At 61.4% G+C, this 14,948-nt stretch carries 12 protein-coding genes; 5 read left to right on the forward strand and 7 right to left on the reverse strand.

What is annotated here, in order from left to right; genetic code table 11:
• Positions 1 to 2: 2 nt before the first annotated feature.
• The 3 genes from tcyL to VQ575_RS01370 form a co-directional block, all read right to left on the reverse strand.
• The gene (gene tcyL / locus VQ575_RS01360) at positions 3 to 668 is read right to left on the reverse strand and encodes a cystine ABC transporter permease (protein WP_039592629.1); all 666 of its coding nucleotides are present in this window, start codon (positions 666 to 668) and stop codon (positions 3 to 5) included.
• Positions 668 to 1,468, reverse strand: coding sequence for a cystine ABC transporter substrate-binding protein (gene tcyJ / locus VQ575_RS01365; RefSeq protein WP_325918913.1), 801 nt, complete (start codon positions 1,466 to 1,468; stop codon positions 668 to 670). The genes tcyL and tcyJ overlap by 1 nt, the downstream gene beginning before the upstream one ends.
• Before the next feature lie 145 nt (positions 1,469 to 1,613).
• Positions 1,614 to 2,612 carry a D-cysteine desulfhydrase gene (locus VQ575_RS01370; protein WP_045154800.1) on the reverse strand — a complete coding sequence of 333 codons (999 nt, stop codon included), beginning with the start codon at positions 2,610 to 2,612 and terminating at the stop codon, positions 1,614 to 1,616.
• A gap of 347 nt (positions 2,613 to 2,959) precedes the next feature.
• On the opposite strand from VQ575_RS01370, the gene betT reads away from it, so the two are divergent.
• Positions 2,960 to 4,921, forward strand: coding sequence for a choline transporter BetT (gene betT / locus VQ575_RS01375; protein WP_325919863.1), 1,962 nt, complete (start codon positions 2,960 to 2,962; stop codon positions 4,919 to 4,921).
• Positions 4,922 to 4,933: 12 nt separating this feature from the next.
• Here betT and VQ575_RS01380 read toward each other — a convergent pair whose 3' ends face one another.
• On the reverse strand, positions 4,934 to 5,674 hold the full coding sequence (locus VQ575_RS01380) for an SDR family oxidoreductase (RefSeq protein ID WP_039592633.1): 741 nt from the start codon (positions 5,672 to 5,674) through the stop codon (positions 4,934 to 4,936).
• A gap of 127 nt (positions 5,675 to 5,801) precedes the next feature.
• Here VQ575_RS01380 and VQ575_RS01385 point away from each other — a divergent pair, with 127 nt between their 5' ends.
• Both VQ575_RS01385 and mgrA read left to right on the forward strand, forming a co-directional pair.
• Complete coding sequence (locus VQ575_RS01385; protein WP_325918915.1) at positions 5,802 to 6,692, forward strand: LysR family transcriptional regulator; 891 nt, start codon at positions 5,802 to 5,804, stop codon at positions 6,690 to 6,692.
• A 112-nt stretch (positions 6,693 to 6,804) separates the two neighbouring features.
• Positions 6,805 to 7,842 carry an L-glyceraldehyde 3-phosphate reductase gene (mgrA, locus tag VQ575_RS01390; protein WP_325918917.1) on the forward strand — a complete coding sequence of 346 codons (1,038 nt, stop codon included), beginning with the start codon at positions 6,805 to 6,807 and terminating at the stop codon, positions 7,840 to 7,842.
• Between the two features lie 101 nt (positions 7,843 to 7,943).
• Here the strand turns inward: mgrA and gshA are convergent, their stop codons facing one another.
• The 3 genes from gshA to VQ575_RS01405 form a co-directional block, all read right to left on the reverse strand.
• Positions 7,944 to 9,527: a glutamate--cysteine ligase gene (gene gshA / locus VQ575_RS01395; protein WP_045154802.1), complete on the reverse strand. Its 1,584-nt coding sequence runs from the start codon at positions 9,525 to 9,527 to the stop codon at positions 7,944 to 7,946.
• Between the two features lie 162 nt (positions 9,528 to 9,689).
• Positions 9,690 to 10,073 carry a PaaI family thioesterase gene (locus tag VQ575_RS01400; RefSeq protein ID WP_045154803.1) on the reverse strand — a complete coding sequence of 128 codons (384 nt, stop codon included), beginning with the start codon at positions 10,071 to 10,073 and terminating at the stop codon, positions 9,690 to 9,692.
• Positions 10,073 to 12,397 carry a Tex family protein gene (locus VQ575_RS01405; RefSeq protein WP_039592638.1) on the reverse strand — a complete coding sequence of 775 codons (2,325 nt, stop codon included), beginning with the start codon at positions 12,395 to 12,397 and terminating at the stop codon, positions 10,073 to 10,075. Before VQ575_RS01405 ends, VQ575_RS01400 begins: the two co-directional genes overlap by 1 nt.
• Before the next feature lie 355 nt (positions 12,398 to 12,752).
• Between VQ575_RS01405 and ompR the strand changes: the two genes are divergently transcribed.
• Together ompR and VQ575_RS01415 are read left to right on the forward strand one after the other, a co-directional pair.
• A complete protein-coding gene (ompR, locus tag VQ575_RS01410) occupies positions 12,753 to 13,493 on the forward strand; it encodes an osmolarity response regulator transcription factor OmpR (RefSeq protein ID WP_039592639.1) in 741 nt (246 codons plus the stop codon).
• A gap of 111 nt (positions 13,494 to 13,604) precedes the next feature.
• Entirely contained in the window at positions 13,605 to 14,918 is a 1,314-nt protein-coding gene (locus VQ575_RS01415) for an ATP-binding protein (protein ID WP_039592640.1), read from the forward strand.
• Positions 14,919 to 14,948 lie beyond the last annotated feature (30 nt).

Below are 14,948 nucleotides of genomic sequence, written 5' to 3' on the forward strand. Positions count from 1 at the left end.
GGTCAGGACTCCTGGTCGTGCCGATTGACCCGGGCTTCCAATACGTTCTGCAGGTGCGAAAGCACGGTGGCAAGAACCCAGTAGATCAGCGCGGCGGCAAGATACATGGTGAAGATTTCGAAGGTGCGGGCGGTGATCAACTGCGCCTGGCGGAACAGCTCCGGTACCTGGATGGTCGCCGCCAGCGCGGTGTCCTTGACCAGGGAAATGAAGCTGTTGCCCAGCGGTGGCAGGGCCGTGCGTGCGGCTTGCGGCAGGATGGCCCGGCGCAGGGTCTGGGCGCGGGTCATGCCGATACTCGCCGCCGCTTCCCACTGGCCGCGCTCGATGGAACTGATGGCGGCCCGCAGGATTTCACACGCATAGGCCCCCATGTTCAGCGAGAACCCGATAAGCGCCGCCGGCAGTGGATCAAGTTCGAGGCCCAGCTGCGGCAATCCGTAGTAGATCAGGAATAACTGCACGAGCAATGGCGTGCCGCGAAAGAACGACACGTACATGCGGGCGATCCAGTTGATCACCTTGAGACGCGACAGGCGCATCAGCGCCAGGCCGAACCCCAGCAGCAAGCCGAAGAACATGCCGCCGAGGCTGAGGATGACCGTGTAGTACGCGCCCTTGAGCAAGAAGGGCGCGGAGTCCAGTGCGAGTTGAAGTGCTGCTTCCATTATTGAGTGACGTCAGCGTCGAAATATTTTTCCGAGAGTTTTTTCAGCGTACCGTCGGCGCGAAGTTTTTCGATGGCTTTGTTCACGGCGGCCAGCAGCTCAGGCTCGCCTTTGCGCAGGGCAATACCGGATTCCTGGCGAGAGAAGGCTTCGCCAGCGGCCGTCGTGTCCTTGGCTTTCTTGGCGTATTCCAGCGCGGCCAGGCGATCGATCAGGATGGCGTCAATGCGGCCTACGCGCAGATCCTGGAATTTGGTCGGGTCATCTTCGTAGGTGCGCACATCGGCGGTGGGTACGTTGGCTTTGACCCACTGTTCATAATTGGTGCCCAAGCCAACGCCGACTTTTATACCGCCTAGGTCAGCAGCCGATTTGATTTTCAGTTTGGCTGCTTTCTTGGTCAGGACCAGCGCTTGAATCCCGGAAACGGTGTACGGCTCGGAGAAATCGTATTTTTTCTTACGTTCCTCGGAGATGGTCACCTGGTTGACCACAGCGTCCAGCCGCTTGGATTCCAACGCCGCGAGAATGCCCGCCCATGGGGTGGTCTGCAGCTTGACCTTCACACCCAGTTCCTTGGCGAGAGCTTCGGAAAACTCCACTTCGAAACCGGTCAGCTTTCCTTGCTCATCCACGAAACTGAACGGTGGATAAGTGCCTTCCAGGCCGATCTTGATTTCACCGGCATCCTTGATTTTCTGCAGTTGCTCACCGGCAACCGCCTGCCCCAACAGGCCGGCGCTCAATGCCAGGCCCAGCGAACCCACCAACAGGTTGCGACGTAATGCGGAAAAATTCATGACAAGCCCCTGTGTTTTCTTATGAAGAGGTTATTTTGGCTGAGATAAGGCGCAGCCGCGCTTCGAAAAGATTGCCACATCCTGCCTTAAAGCGGCCTGGACGTCTCGCGGCAAATACGCTTGCTCGCTTCCACCGGTGTTCTGACTAGCTCTGGAACGCTGCGCCATAGGCAAACAATGCTGGCGCACCGCCGGTGTGCAGGAAAATGATCGGGCCCTCGTCAAAGCGGCCGCGGCCGATGCCGTCGAGCAAGCCTGCCATCGCCTTGCCGGTGTACACCGGATCGAGCAACAGGCCTTCCTGGCTCGCCAACAGCTTGACCGCCGCCAAGGTCCCGGCATTCGGCTCGCCATAGCGGGGGGCAAAATATTCGTCCCACAGGATCACCTTGAATGCCTCGGGCAAGGCGACGTCGAGCAATTGCGCCGTGCGCTCGGCCAAACCCTGGACCTTCGGAAACTGGTCTTCCTCGCTGCGTGAAACCGTCACGCCGATGACCGCAAGCGCCGGCAGGCTTTCGCTCAGGGCCAGCGCCAGGCCGCTGTGGGTTCCGGCGCTGCCCGAGGCCAGCACGACGGCGGCAAAGTCGATGCCGGTGTCCTTGATCTGTTCGGCCAGTTCCAGGCCCGCACGTACGTAGCCCAGTGCGCCCAAGGCGTTCGAACCACCAATCGGCACCAGGTAAGGCTTTTTTCCGTTGCTGCGTAGGCGACCGGCGAGGGCCTGTAATTGTTCGTCGGCGTTATCTAGGTTATCCACCAACTCGACTTTCGCATCGAACAACTCAAGCAGGAGGCGGTTGCCGTTACCCAGGTAATTACTGTCCTCGGTGCCGATGGGGTTTTCCAGCAGCGCCACGCAACCCAGGCCTAACTTCGCGGCCAGGGCGGCCGTCTGGCGGACATGGTTGGACTGGATCGCTCCGGCGGTGATGAGCGTGTCAGCACCCTGGGCCAGCGCGTCGGCACCCAGGTACTCAAGTTTGCGCAGCTTGTTGCCGCCCAGCGCCATGGGCGTCAGGTCGTCGCGCTTGACGTAGATCTCGCGGCCGAGCCACTGGGAGAGGCGTTCAAGTTTTTCCAACGGTGTCGGTTGGCCGAGCAGGTCGAGACGATGAAAGCGAGACAGCCGTTCTTTGATCATGGGTCCGTACTGGTTGTAGGCGATGTCTGACTATAGGCATGCGGATATTCAGGGGCAACCGGGATTGGATCGCAGGGTTCGTGTCGACACTGAACGAATGCGCGCCAGACAACGTCATACCCTGCCATGGGCTAGCGTAGGAAACGTACCGTTGGGCTCTGCGATTAGTCCTTAGCTAGCTATTCATGTTTAACTTGAACGTTCATCCAAGTTAAACCATTGGTTTGCTGCCCGCTCACAACAGGAGGCTTGCCTTTGCCGAGTCCGTTTACCCACGTCACTGCTTCTCTTCGCGAGGTGCTTGTTCGATGAGCACTTCGCCCCTCCCATCCAGCGGCGCGGTCCGCATGAATCCGCCGGTGTTCTACTTCTCGGCGGCCTTTATCCTGCTGTTCGGCCTGGTTGTCATCGCCATGCCCCAGCAGGCCGGCGCATGGCTGTTGGCAGCCCAGAACTGGGCGGCCAACACGGTCGGTTGGTACTACTTGCTGGCGATGACCCTGTATTTGATTTTCGTCGTGGTCACCGCGTTGTCCGGCTACGGCAAGATCAAGCTTGGTGCCGATCACGACGAACCCGAATTCAGTTATCTGTCTTGGGCCGGCATGTTGTTCGCCGCCGGAATCAGCATCACGTTGTTCTTCTTTTGCGTTTCCGAGCCGCTGACTCATCTGGCCCAGCCGCCCCAAGGCGAGGCCGGTACGGCTGATGCGGCGCGCCAGGCCATGCAGATCCTGTTCCTGCACTGGGGCTTGCACGGCTGGGGCGTCTTTGCGTTCGTGGGCATGGCCCTGGCGTACTTCGCCTACCGGCACAATTTGCCGCTGGCCTTGCGGTCCGCGTTGTACCCGCTGATCGGCAAGCGCATCAACGGTCCGATCGGTTACGCGGTGGACGGCTTCGGCATCATCGCGACCGTGTTCGGCCTGGGCGCGGACATGGGCTTCGGCGTCTTGCACCTCAATTCCGGGTTGGACTACCTGTTCGGCATCGCTCACACCCAGTGGATCCAGGTTGGGCTGATCGTTCTGATGATGGGCGCGGCGATCATCGTCGCGGTGGCGGGGGTCGACAAGGGCGTGCGGGTCATGTCCGATATCAACATGCTGCTGGCCTGCGCGCTGTTGCTGTTCGTGCTGTTTGCCGGGCCGACGCAGCATTTGCTCAACACCCTGATGCAGAACCTGGGCGATTACCTCGGCGCGCTGCCGATGAAGAGTTTCGACCTGTATGCCTACAACAAGCCCAGTGACTGGCTGGGTGGCTGGACCGTTTTCTATTGGGCCTGGTGGATCGCCTGGTCACCCTTCGTGGGGCTGTTTATCGCACGGATTTCCCGTGGCCGTACGATCCGCGAATTCGTGTTTGGCGTGTTGTTGATTCCCCTGGGCTTCACCCTGGCGTGGATGTCGATTTTCGGCAACAGCGCCCTCGATCAGGTGCTGAACCACGGCATGAGCGCCCTGGGCATGTCCGCCCTGGAAAACCCGTCGATGAGTCTGTATCTGCTGCTGGAAACCTATCCGTGGAGCAAGACGGTGATTGCGGTCACGGTGTTTATCAGCTTCGTGTTTTTTGTCACGTCCGCCGACTCCGGCACCGTGGTGCTTTCGACGTTGTCGGCCAAGGGTGGCAGCCCCGATGAAGATGGGCCGAAATGGCTGCGGGTGTTCTGGGGGGCGATGACGGCCCTGGTGACCAGTGCCTTGCTGTTTTCCGGCAGCATTGACGCGCTCAAGTCGGCGGTGGTGCTGACGTCGTTGCCGTTCTCGATGATCCTGTTGCTGATGATGTGGGGGCTGCACAAGGCGTTCTATCTCGAATCCCAGAAGCAGATTGCGCAACTGCATTCCCTCGCGCCGGTGGCGGCTTCTCGCCGGGGCACGGGTGGCTGGCGCCAGCGCCTGAGCCAGGCTGTGCATTTCCCCTCTCGCGACGAGGTGTATCGTTTCCTGAACACCACGGTGCGTCCGGCCATCGAAGAGGTTAAAACGGTATTCGCTGAAAAAGGCCTGGCGGTGATGACCCAGCCAGACCCGGCCAACGACAGCGTCAGTCTGGAAATCGGCCACGGCGAGCAGCATCCGTTCATCTACCAAGTGCAGATGCGCGGCTACTTCACGCCGTCCTTCGCCCGGGGTGGCATGGGCTCCAAGCAAATCAACAATCGACGCTATTACCGTGCCGAGGTGCACCTGAGCGAAGGCAGCCAGGATTACGATCTGGTGGGCTATTCCAGGGAACAGGTCATCAACGACATTCTCGACCAGTACGAGCGGCACATGCAGTTCCTGCATCTGGTGCGCTGATCGAGTGGTGCCTCAGACCAGCCCGCCGTTGGCTCGCAGGACCTGGCCGTTCACCCAGCCTGCGGCCGGGCTGACCAGGAAGGAGACGATGCTGGCAATGTCTTCCGGCTGGCCGAGGCGCTCCAAGGGCGGCATCTTCGCGTAGTGCTGCACCTGCTCTTCGCTTTTGCCGTGCATGAACAACTCGGTGGCGACCGGCCCCGGGGCCACGGCATTGACCGTGATCTGGCGCCCGCGCAGTTCCTTGGCAAACACCTGGGTCAGGGATTCCACCGCGGCCTTGCTGGCGATATACACCGAATAGCCAGGCAGGTTCAGGCCCACGGTGCTGCTGGAGAAGTTGATGATGCGGCCGCCGTCGTTCAGCCGGGTCGCGGCTTCGCGCAAGGTATTGAAGGTGCCGCGCGTATTGATGGCAAACGTGCGGTCGAACAATTCATCGCTGTGCTGCGCCAAGGGCATGACCTGGAGGATGCCGGCGTTGTTGATCAATACATCGACCTTGCCCAGTTGCGCTTCGACCTCATCAAACATCCGGCTGACATCGGCGGCAACCGACACATCGGCCTTTACCGCTATGGCCTGGTGTCCGGCCTGGCGTAATTGCACGACCAGCCTGGAGGCTTCGGTGGCACTGCTGGCGAAGTTGATGGCGACGGCGAAACCGTCGCTGGCCAATTGCTTGGCCAGTTGCGCGCCGATGCCACGGGAGGCGCCGGTCACGATGGCAACTTTGGAGTCTTGGACAGTCATGGCGAGAAATCCCTTGAGGTGTGGTGATTGGGTTGAAGGCAGATTCACATGTTTACTCGTGGCGATAAATGCACGAGAGTTGCCTTGACTGTTCAATATTCATCAACAATCGGGGCGTGGAATTCAGATGGACCAGGTCAAGGCGATGAGGGTATTTGTCCGCATCTACGAGCGCAGCAGCTTCACCCTGGCCGCCGAAGACCTGAACATGCCCCGGGCGACGCTGACCCACACGCTCAATCAGTTCGAAGCCTGGCTAGGGGTGCGCCTGCTGGAGCGCAGCACCCGCAAGGTACGTCCCACCCTTGATGGCGAAGCCTATTACCCGCGCTGCGTGCAATTGCTGGCCGAGCTGGAAGAAGCCGAACTGGCGTTCCGCAGCGTGGCGCCCAAAGGTAAACTCAGGGTGGACCTGCACGGAACGCAGGCGCGATATTTCGTCATCCCGGCGTTGCCGCAATTCATGGCCCGCTATCCGGAAATAGAACTGTTCATCAGCGAGGCGGATCGGTTTGTCGACCTGATTGCCGAGGGCGTCGACTGCGTCGTGCGCTCCGGCACGTTGGCAGATTCGTCACTGATCGGCCGGCGCGTCGCCAATCTTCGGCAGATCACCTGCGCCAGCCCCGCTTATTTGCGCCAGTACGGCGAACCCAAAAGCCTCGATGATTTGAAACACCACAAGGCGGTGAATTACGTCTCGCGCACCACCGCCAAGCTGTATCCGTTCGAGTTCATGGTCGACGGCGAACTCAAGAAAGTGTCGATCGGGGGCACGTTGTCAGTGTCCGGCGCGGAGATCTACGCCGCTTCGGCGATTGCCGGCATGGGCCTGATCCAATGCCCGCATTACCGGATGAAGGAGCCGATCCGGCAGGGCCTGATCCAGGAGGTTCTGGTGTCCATGCCGCCACCGCCGATGCCGGTGTCGGTCGTCTATCCCCATAACCGGCACATGTCGCCACGGGTACGGGTGTTTGTGGATTGGGTGGCTGAGGTGTTTGCGCAGGCGCGTTAATGTGATTTTCGATTCCCTGATGCTGCACGTTGCCATGCGAACTTTCGGCCTGACCGATGCGTCTGTGAAATGTTAGCTTCTGCCACCCGTTGTCCGAACAGAGAGCCTTTCGATGACCTACACCGCTGCGCAAAACCGCTACGAGTCCATTCCCTATCGCCGCGTCGGGCGCAGCGGATTGGTGCTTCCGGCCTTGTCACTCGGCTTGTGGCACAACTTCGGCGACAGCACGCCGATCGATACCCAGCGAGCCTTGCTGCGTACAGCGTTCGACCTGGGCATCAACCACTTCGACCTCGCCAACAACTACGGCCCGCCCTATGGCAGCGCCGAAATCAATTTCGGCCGGCTGTTGCGTGAAGATTTCAAGCAGTACCGCGATGAGCTGATCATTTCCAGCAAGGCCGGCTGGGACATGTGGCCCGGCCCCTATGGCCAGGGTGGCGGCTCGCGCAAGTACGTGCTCGCCAGCCTCGACCAGAGCCTGCAGCGCTTGGGGCTGGATTACGTGGACATTTTCTATTCCCACCGCTTCGATTCCGATACGCCGCTGGAGGAAACGGCCAGCGCACTGGCGACAGCCGTGCAGCAGGGCAAGGCTCTGTATATCGGCATTTCTTCGTATTCGGGTGTGAAAACCCGGGAAATGGCTGCGTTGCTAAAGGAATGGAAAATCCCGCTGTTGATCCACCAACCGGCCTATAACCTGCTCAATCGCTGGGTGGAGAAAGACTTGCTGGACGCCACCGAGGAACTGGGCACTGGGGTGATCGCTTTCACTCCGCTGGCCCAGGGCCTGTTGACTGACAAATACCTCAAGGGCATTCCGGCCGATGCGCGGGTCAACCGCCCGGGCGGTGGCTCGTTGCAAGCTTCGCATTTATCCGAGGAAAACATCGCCCACGCGCGCGCGCTCAACGAAATCGCCCAGCGTCGCGGCCAAAGCCTGGCCCAGATGGCCCTGGCCTGGACGCTGCGTGATCCGCGGGTCACCTCCGCCCTGATCGGCGCCAGCCGGCCGGAGCAGATCGTCGAAAACGTCGGGGCGCTGCGCAACCTCGACTTCAGCGCCGAAGAACTGGCCGAGATCGATCGGTTTGCCCAGGAGGGCGGGATCAACCTGTGGGAAAAGCCTTCGACGGCGCAATAGGTTTAATCCAACCTTAGTGGCCGCACATAACCCTGTGGCGAGGGGATAAATACCCTGGCCACAAATCTGCATTCCCGCGCGGGTCCGTGGGAATGCTTTGGTCAGTTACTGATCGCCAGGATGCTCGCCTGGTACGAACCCACGAACACGTCGAAATCCCCCACCTCGTTCTGCTCCAGTTCGGTTTGCTGGACCAGCGATTGCCGAGCGTTTTCCTCGAACGCAACGTGTTCGTCGGCCGACAAGGGCTCGGTGCGGAAAAACTCGGCGTGGGCCTTGCTCTGGCGCAGGGAGAACTCGGCGAAGCTTTCCTGGTGCTCGGCCATGGCGGCCAGTACCCGGGCGGATGGCGTCAGGGATGGGTCGCGGACTTTTGCCAGTTGGGCGTCCAGCGCCTGGCGATGGTGATCGCTCCCTTGGTTCTGGTCCAGCAGCGCCGCCAGCGGAGCGATTTTTTCCAGCAGTTCCAGCGCCCAGGCTTGCATGTCTACCGACTGGCCCTGGCGCTGCAGTTGCAGGCCAGGCTTGCGGCCTTCCTTGACCACGCTCAGGAAGTTGCTGGTGGCGTTGCTGCACTCGTTGTTTTCCAGTTGCGGGCTGTCATTGAGGCCGCAATACAAGAGGAACGCATCGAGGAATCGCGATTCGGTGAGGTCGATGCCCATCGGCAGGAACGGGTTGATGTCCAGGCAACGCACTTCGACGTACTGGATGCCCCGGGCCATCAGCGCCTGGATCGGCCGCTCGCCGGTATAGGTCACGCGCTTGGGACGGATGTTGGAGTAGTACTCGTTTTCGATCTGCAGGATGTTGGTGTTGAGCTGCACCCATTCGCCGTTCTGGTGCGTGCCGATCTCGACATACGGCGCGTAGGGCGTCGCCACCGCTTTGCGCAGGCTGTCGGTGTAGCTCGCCAGGTCGTTGTAGCAAGGCGTCAATCCGGCCTGGGCGTTGCTCTGGTAACCCAGGTCGCTCATGCGCAGGCTGGTGGCGTAGGGCAAGTACAGCGTGTCCGGGTCCAATTGTTCCAATTGATGCGGCCGGCCACGCAGGAAACCCGCGTCCAGGGCCGGCGAGGCGCCGAACAGGTACATCAGCAGCCAGCTGTAGCGGCGGAAATTACGGATCAGCGCGATGTAGGCCGACGACTGGAAATCCCGGTCGCTCAGATCGCTGGCTTCGTCCTGCCGGAGCAAGGGCCAGAGCTTTTCCGGCAGGGAAAAGTTGTAGTGGATCCCGGCGATGCACTGCATGGTCTTGCCATAACGCAGCGCCAGGCCCTTGCGGTAAACGTACTTGAGTCGCCCGATATTCGAGGTGCCGTAGTAGGCGATCGGAATTTCTTCTTCAGCCGGCAGCGGGCACGGCATCGAAGGGCTCCACAGGTATTCGTCGCCGAGCTTGCTGTAGACGAACCGGTGGATTCTGTCGAGGCTGCGCAGGGTGTCGGCCGGGTTGGCCAGGGCCGGGGTGATGAACTCCAGCAGCGACTCGGAATAGTCGGTGGTGATCTGTTCGTTGGTCAGCGCCGAGCCCAGGGCCTCGGGATGCGGGGTCTGCGCCAGGCGTCCATCGCCCGTGACGCGCAGGCATTCACGCTCGATACCGTGCAGGCACTGCTCGAGCAGGGAGAGGTTGGCGCGCTCGCCGAGCAGGGCCAGGCGGCGGTTTAAAAGGTCGCTCAAGTTGAATTCCTTCACGCGTCAGTCGCCCCAATATGGGGGTGGGCAAGACGGTCTACAAGGGTGAAGTTAAAACTGGCGTGTTCGCCTGGTTTCTGTGCGGCCCAAGGCTAATCGCCGCAGTCCCACATGACATCGAAATTAACTCAAATCGATGACAGGGAGCTATAGGACTGCGAACGTGCCTTGCGCTTTTGCGACCAGCTTGTCGCCTTGCATCACTTCGGCCTCGACCACCAGCGTGCGCCGGCCCGGGTGGATGACCCGGGCGGTGCACAACACGTCGCCGTCGGACACAGCGCGAATGTAGTTGATCTTGCACTCGATGGTCGCGCTCTGCTGGTCAAAGCCATGGACACTGGAGCAGGCCAGTCCCATGGCGATGTCCACCAGGCTGAACAGTGCGCCGCCGTGGAGCTTGCCGCCACGATTGCGCAACTCGGGTTCGAGGCCCAGGGCGACTTGCGCCACCCCATCCCCAAGGCTGTGCAGACGGCAGCCGAGCAGCTTGAAGAACGCGCTCTCCACCAACCCGGCCGGCGCGTCCATCAGCGCTTCTTCAATTGCTTGGCGTTGGCGAACAACGAGGCCATGGCGTTGTTGGCCGGGGCCGCGGTGGCGGTTTCCTTGCGTGGCGCGGTGTTCTGCGACTGGCGCGGCGCGGCGCCTGGGCGAGCACCGCGGGCACCGTCGACTTTCTCGCCTGGCGTGTCGCTCATGCGCATCGACAAGCCAACGCGTTTGCGCGGGATATCGACTTCCATGACTTTTACTTTCACCACGTCGCCGGCCTTCACGGCTTCGCGCGGATCCTTGATGAATTTTTCCGACAGTGCGGAGATGTGGACGAGGCCGTCCTGGTGCACGCCGATGTCGACGAACGCGCCGAAGTTGGTCACGTTGGTCACTACGCCTTCGAGGATCATGCCCGGTTGCAGGTCCTTGAGGTCCTCGACGCCTTCCTGGAATTCGGCGGTCTTGAATTCCGGACGTGGGTCGCGGCCCGGCTTCTCCAGCTCTTGCAGGATGTCGGTGACGGTGGGCAGGCCGAAGGTTTCGTCGGTGAATTTCTTCGGATCCAGGCGCTTGAGGAACGCGGCGTCACCGATCAACGAGCGGATGTCGCGGTCGGTCTGGGCGGCGATGCGTTGCACCAGCGGGTAGGCTTCAGGGTGGACGGCCGAGGAATCGAGCGGGTTGTCGCCGTTCATGACGCGCAGGAAGCCGGCGGCCTGCTCGAAGGTTTTTTCACCCAGGCGCGGGACTTTCTTCAACGCGGCGCGGGTCTTGAATGCGCCGTGTTCGTCACGGTGGGTGACGATGTTCTGTGCCAGCGTGGCGTTCAGGCCGGAGATACGTGCCAGCAGCGCCACCGAAGCGGTGTTCACGTCCACGCCCACGGCGTTCACGCAATCCTCCACAACGGCGTCGAGGCCGCGCGCCAATTTCAGTTGGGACACGTCATGCTGATACTGGCCGACACCGATGGATTTCGGATCGATCTTCACCAGTTCCGCCAATGGATCCTGCAGGCGACGGGCAATCGACACCGCGCCACGGATCGACACGTCCAGGTCCGGGAATTCCTTAGAGGCCAGTTCCGACGCGGAGTAAACCGACGCGCCGGCCTCGGAGACCATGACCTTGGTCATTTTCATGGCTGGGTACTTCTTGATCAGTTCGGCGGCCAACTTGTCAGTCTCGCGGCTGGCGGTGCCGTTGCCGATGGCGATCAGGTCCACCGAGTGCTTGGCGCACAGGGCGGCGAGCACGGCGAGGGTCTGGTCCCATTTATTGTGCGGCACGTGCGGGTAGACCGTGGCGTGGTCGAGCAGCTTGCCGGTGGAATCCACCACCGCCACCTTGCAACCGGTGCGCAGGCCCGGGTCCAGGCCCAGGGTGGCGCGCGGGCCGGCCGGCGCTGCCAGCAGCAAGTCGTGCAGGTTGTGGGCGAACACGTTGATCGCCTCGGTCTCGGCGTTATCGCGCAGCTCACCGAGCAAGTCGGTTTCCAGGTGGGTGTAGAGCTTGACCTTCCAGGTCCAGCGCACCACCTCGGCCAGCCATTTGTCGGCGGCGCGGTTCTGGTTCTGGATGCCGAACTGCTGGCCGATCATGCCTTCGCACGGGTGCATGGTCCCCGGCAATTCCTCGCCGACTTTCAACGCGGTGCTGAGGATGCCTTCGTTGCGACCCCGGAAAATCGCCAGGGCACGGTGGGACGGCATGCTCTTGAGTGGTTCGTCGTGCTCGAAGTAGTCGCGGAACTTGGCGCCTTCCTCTTCCTTGCCGGCGATGACGCGGGCGCTGAGGATGGCTTCCTGTTTAAGGAAGTTGCGCAGCTTCTCCAACAGATTGGCGTCTTCGGCGAAACGCTCCATGAGGATGTACTTGGCGCCTTCCAGCGCGGCCTTCACGTCCGCCACGCCTTTTTCGGCATCGACGAAGCGCGCGGCTTCGGTTTCCGGTGCCAGGCTCGGGTCGTTGAACAGGCCGTCGGCCAGCTCGCCGAGGCCTGCTTCCAGGGCAATCTGGCCCTTGGTGCGGCGCTTTTGCTTGTAGGGCAGGTACAAGTCTTCGAGGCGGGTCTTGGTGTCGGCCAGCTTGATGTCGCGCTCGAGTTGCGGAGTCAGCTTGCCCTGCTCCTGGATACTCGCGAGGATGCTGATGCGCCGTTCGTCGAGTTCGCGCAGGTAGCGCAGGCGCTCTTCCAGATGACGCAACTGGGTGTCATCGAGGCTGCCTGTCACTTCTTTCCGGTAACGGGCGATGAAAGGGACCGTGGAGCCTTCATCGAGTAGCGCGACGGCCGCTTCGACCTGTTGTGGGCGGACGCCGAGTTCCTCGGCGATGCGGCTGTTGATGCTGTCCATAAAACCACCTGACAAATTGTGAAATCAGGCTCGCCGCCGCGCAAATCGGGCTCGGCAAGACTGGTTGAGCGGCCTGGCATGCGCCGCTGCCTGGGTCAAAAGGCTGCCTGTTGACCCGCGAAATTCAAAAAGTGCTGCCTGGCCAGGGGTAAAAGTGTTCCGCCGGTTCAGCGATCCGGCCCGGTCCTGGCACAAAGGCCGCGCATTATAACCAGCGTTCCGCCGTTAGGGTGCGTCGTGCCCGCAGGCTGGATCAGTGGAATGCTGGAGATAGGCGAAAAATCTGCTAACAATGCACACGGTACGCACAGCGGCAGCTAGGCCATAATGCGCGCCGAGATCAAAGGAGCTTCCTATGAGCAGCACCGCACAAACTGCTGAAGGCGAAAAAATTCTGATTGTTGACGACGATCCTGGGCTGAGCAGCCTGCTGGAGCGCTTTTTCGTCAGCAAGGGCTACCGAGCCCGCACCGTACCGAACACCGAGCAGATGGACCGTCTGCTGGCCCGGGAGGTTTTCAACCTGGTGGTCCTCGACCTGATGCTGCCTGGTGAAGACGGCCTTACCGCCTGTCGTCGCCTGCGTGGCGCGAACAACCAGATCCCGATCATCATGCTGACCGCCAAGGGCGACGAGCTGAGCCGTATCAAGGGCCTGGAGCTGGGCGCCGACGATTACCTGGCCAAGCCGTTCAACCCGGACGAGCTGATGGCGCGGGTCAAGGCGGTCTTGCGTCGCCAGTCGGCGCCGGTGCCAGGCGCTCCGGGCAGCGAAGACGAGAGCGTGACCTTCGGCGACTATGAACTGTCGTTGGCCACTCGCGAGCTGAAGCGTGGCGACGAGATCCACATGCTTACCACCGGCGAATTCGCCGTGCTCAAGGCCTTGGTGATGAACGCGCGCCAGCCGCTGACGCGGGACAAGCTGATGAACCTGGCCCGTGGCCGCGAGTGGGATGCGCTGGAGCGCTCCATCGACGTGCAGATTTCCCGTCTGCGCCGGATGATCGAGCCCGATCCATCCAAGCCGCGTTATATCCAGACCGTCTGGGGCGTAGGTTACGTATTCGTGCCGGATGGCGCCGCCGGAAAGTGATCGGCGATTTGTAGGAGCGGGTAGCCTGGCTGGTTGAAGTCTTTTCCAGGCGACTCGCGGTCCGTCATTGTGCGAGCATCGCTCGCTCCTGCAAGTGTGTAGCGGCTATTCATGAAAACCCCCGTTTGGTTCCCCCAGAGTTTTTTCTCCCGCACCCTCTGGCTGGTGCTCATTGTCGTGCTTTTTTCCAAGGCGCTGACGCTGGTCTACCTGCTGATGAACGAAGATGTGCTGGTGGACCGTCAATACAGTCACGGCGTTGCCTTGACCTTGCGAGCCTACTGGGCGGCAGACGAAACCAATCGGGCGAAGATTGCCGAGGCGGCCACATTGATCCGGGTGGTCGGTGCCGGTGTACCGGAAGGCGAGCAGCACTGGCCGTACAGCGAGATTTATCAGCGGCAGATGCAGGCCGAGCTGGGTGCCGACACCGAGGTACGATTGCGCATGCATTCGCCGCCGGCCTTGTGGGTCCGCGCTCCAAGCCTGGGGGATGGTTGGCTGAAGGTTCCGCTGTACCCTCATCCGTTGCGTGGCCAGAAAATCTGGAACGTGCTGGGCTGGTTCCTGGCGATCGGCCTGTTATCGACAGCTTCGGCATGGATCTTCGTCAGCCAGCTCAACCAACCGCTCAAGCGCCTGGTCTACGCCGCCCGGCAGCTGGGGCAGGGGCGTAGCGTACGGTTGCCGATCAGCGACACGCCCAGTGAGATGACGGAGGTGTACCGCGCCTTCAACCAGATGGCCGAGGATGTCGAGCAGGCCGGACGCGAGCGTGAGCTGATGCTTGCGGGTGTCTCCCATGACTTGCGCACGCCCCTGACCCGATTGCGGCTTTCTTTGGAATTGATGGGCGAGCACACCGACCTGACCGACGAAATGGTCCGTGACATTGAAGACATGGACGCGATTCTCGACCAGTTCCTGGCGTTCATTCGAGACGGTCGTGATGAGTCGGTGGAAGAAGTCGACCTCAGCGACCTTGTCCGGGAGGTGGCTGCGCCCTATAACCAGAACGAAGAGAAGGTCCACCTGCGCCTGGAACCGATCCAGCCGTTTCCGTTACGTCGCGTATCGATGAAGCGCTTGCTGAACAACCTGATTGGCAACGCCCTGAACCATGCCGGCACCGGTGTGGAGGTTGCTGCCTACGTATCCGGCGATACCAGCGCGCCCTACGTCGTGCTGAGCGTCATGGACCGAGGCGCCGGCATCGATCCGTCGGAGTTGGAGGCGATCTTCAATCCATTCACCCGGGGTGATCGTGCCCGAGGTGGTAAGGGCACTGGGCTGGGCCTGGCGATCGTCAAGCGTATCGCCTCGATGCACGGCGGCAACGTCGAGCTGCGCAACCGAGTCGGTGGCGGGCTGGAAGCGCGGGTGCGGCTGCCGTTGGGCTTGATGCTGCCTCGGGATGCGGTGTAGCGACTCTCTCAAGTCAGGCAGCAAACCTGT

Source organism: Pseudomonas frederiksbergensis, assembly GCF_035751725.1.
GTDB classification, from domain to species: Bacteria; Pseudomonadota; Gammaproteobacteria; order Pseudomonadales; family Pseudomonadaceae; genus Aquipseudomonas; species Aquipseudomonas frederiksbergensis_A.

What these genes read in the sequence shown, in the direction of transcription:
- ompR (WP_039592639.1), top strand. Translation starts at nt 12,753, where the DNA reads ATGAGCAGCACCGCACAAACTGCTGAAGGCGAAAAAATTCTGATTGTT.
- tcyL (WP_039592629.1), bottom strand. Translation starts at nt 668, where the DNA reads ATGGAAGCAGCACTTCAACTCGCACTGGACTCCGCGCCCTTCTTGCTC.
- betT (WP_325919863.1), top strand. Translation starts at nt 2,960, where the DNA reads ATGAATCCGCCGGTGTTCTACTTCTCGGCGGCCTTTATCCTGCTGTTC.
- mgrA (WP_325918917.1), top strand. Translation starts at nt 6,805, where the DNA reads ATGACCTACACCGCTGCGCAAAACCGCTACGAGTCCATTCCCTATCGC.
- VQ575_RS01405 (WP_039592638.1), bottom strand. Translation starts at nt 12,397, where the DNA reads ATGGACAGCATCAACAGCCGCATCGCCGAGGAACTCGGCGTCCGCCCA.
- tcyJ (WP_325918913.1), bottom strand. Translation starts at nt 1,468, where the DNA reads ATGAATTTTTCCGCATTACGTCGCAACCTGTTGGTGGGTTCGCTGGGC.
- VQ575_RS01400 (WP_045154803.1), bottom strand. Translation starts at nt 10,073, where the DNA reads ATGGACGCGCCGGCCGGGTTGGTGGAGAGCGCGTTCTTCAAGCTGCTC.
- VQ575_RS01415 (WP_039592640.1), top strand. Translation starts at nt 13,605, where the DNA reads ATGAAAACCCCCGTTTGGTTCCCCCAGAGTTTTTTCTCCCGCACCCTC.
- VQ575_RS01380 (WP_039592633.1), bottom strand. Translation starts at nt 5,674, where the DNA reads ATGACTGTCCAAGACTCCAAAGTTGCCATCGTGACCGGCGCCTCCCGT.
- VQ575_RS01385 (WP_325918915.1), top strand. Translation starts at nt 5,802, where the DNA reads ATGGACCAGGTCAAGGCGATGAGGGTATTTGTCCGCATCTACGAGCGC.
- VQ575_RS01370 (WP_045154800.1), bottom strand. Translation starts at nt 2,612, where the DNA reads ATGATCAAAGAACGGCTGTCTCGCTTTCATCGTCTCGACCTGCTCGGC.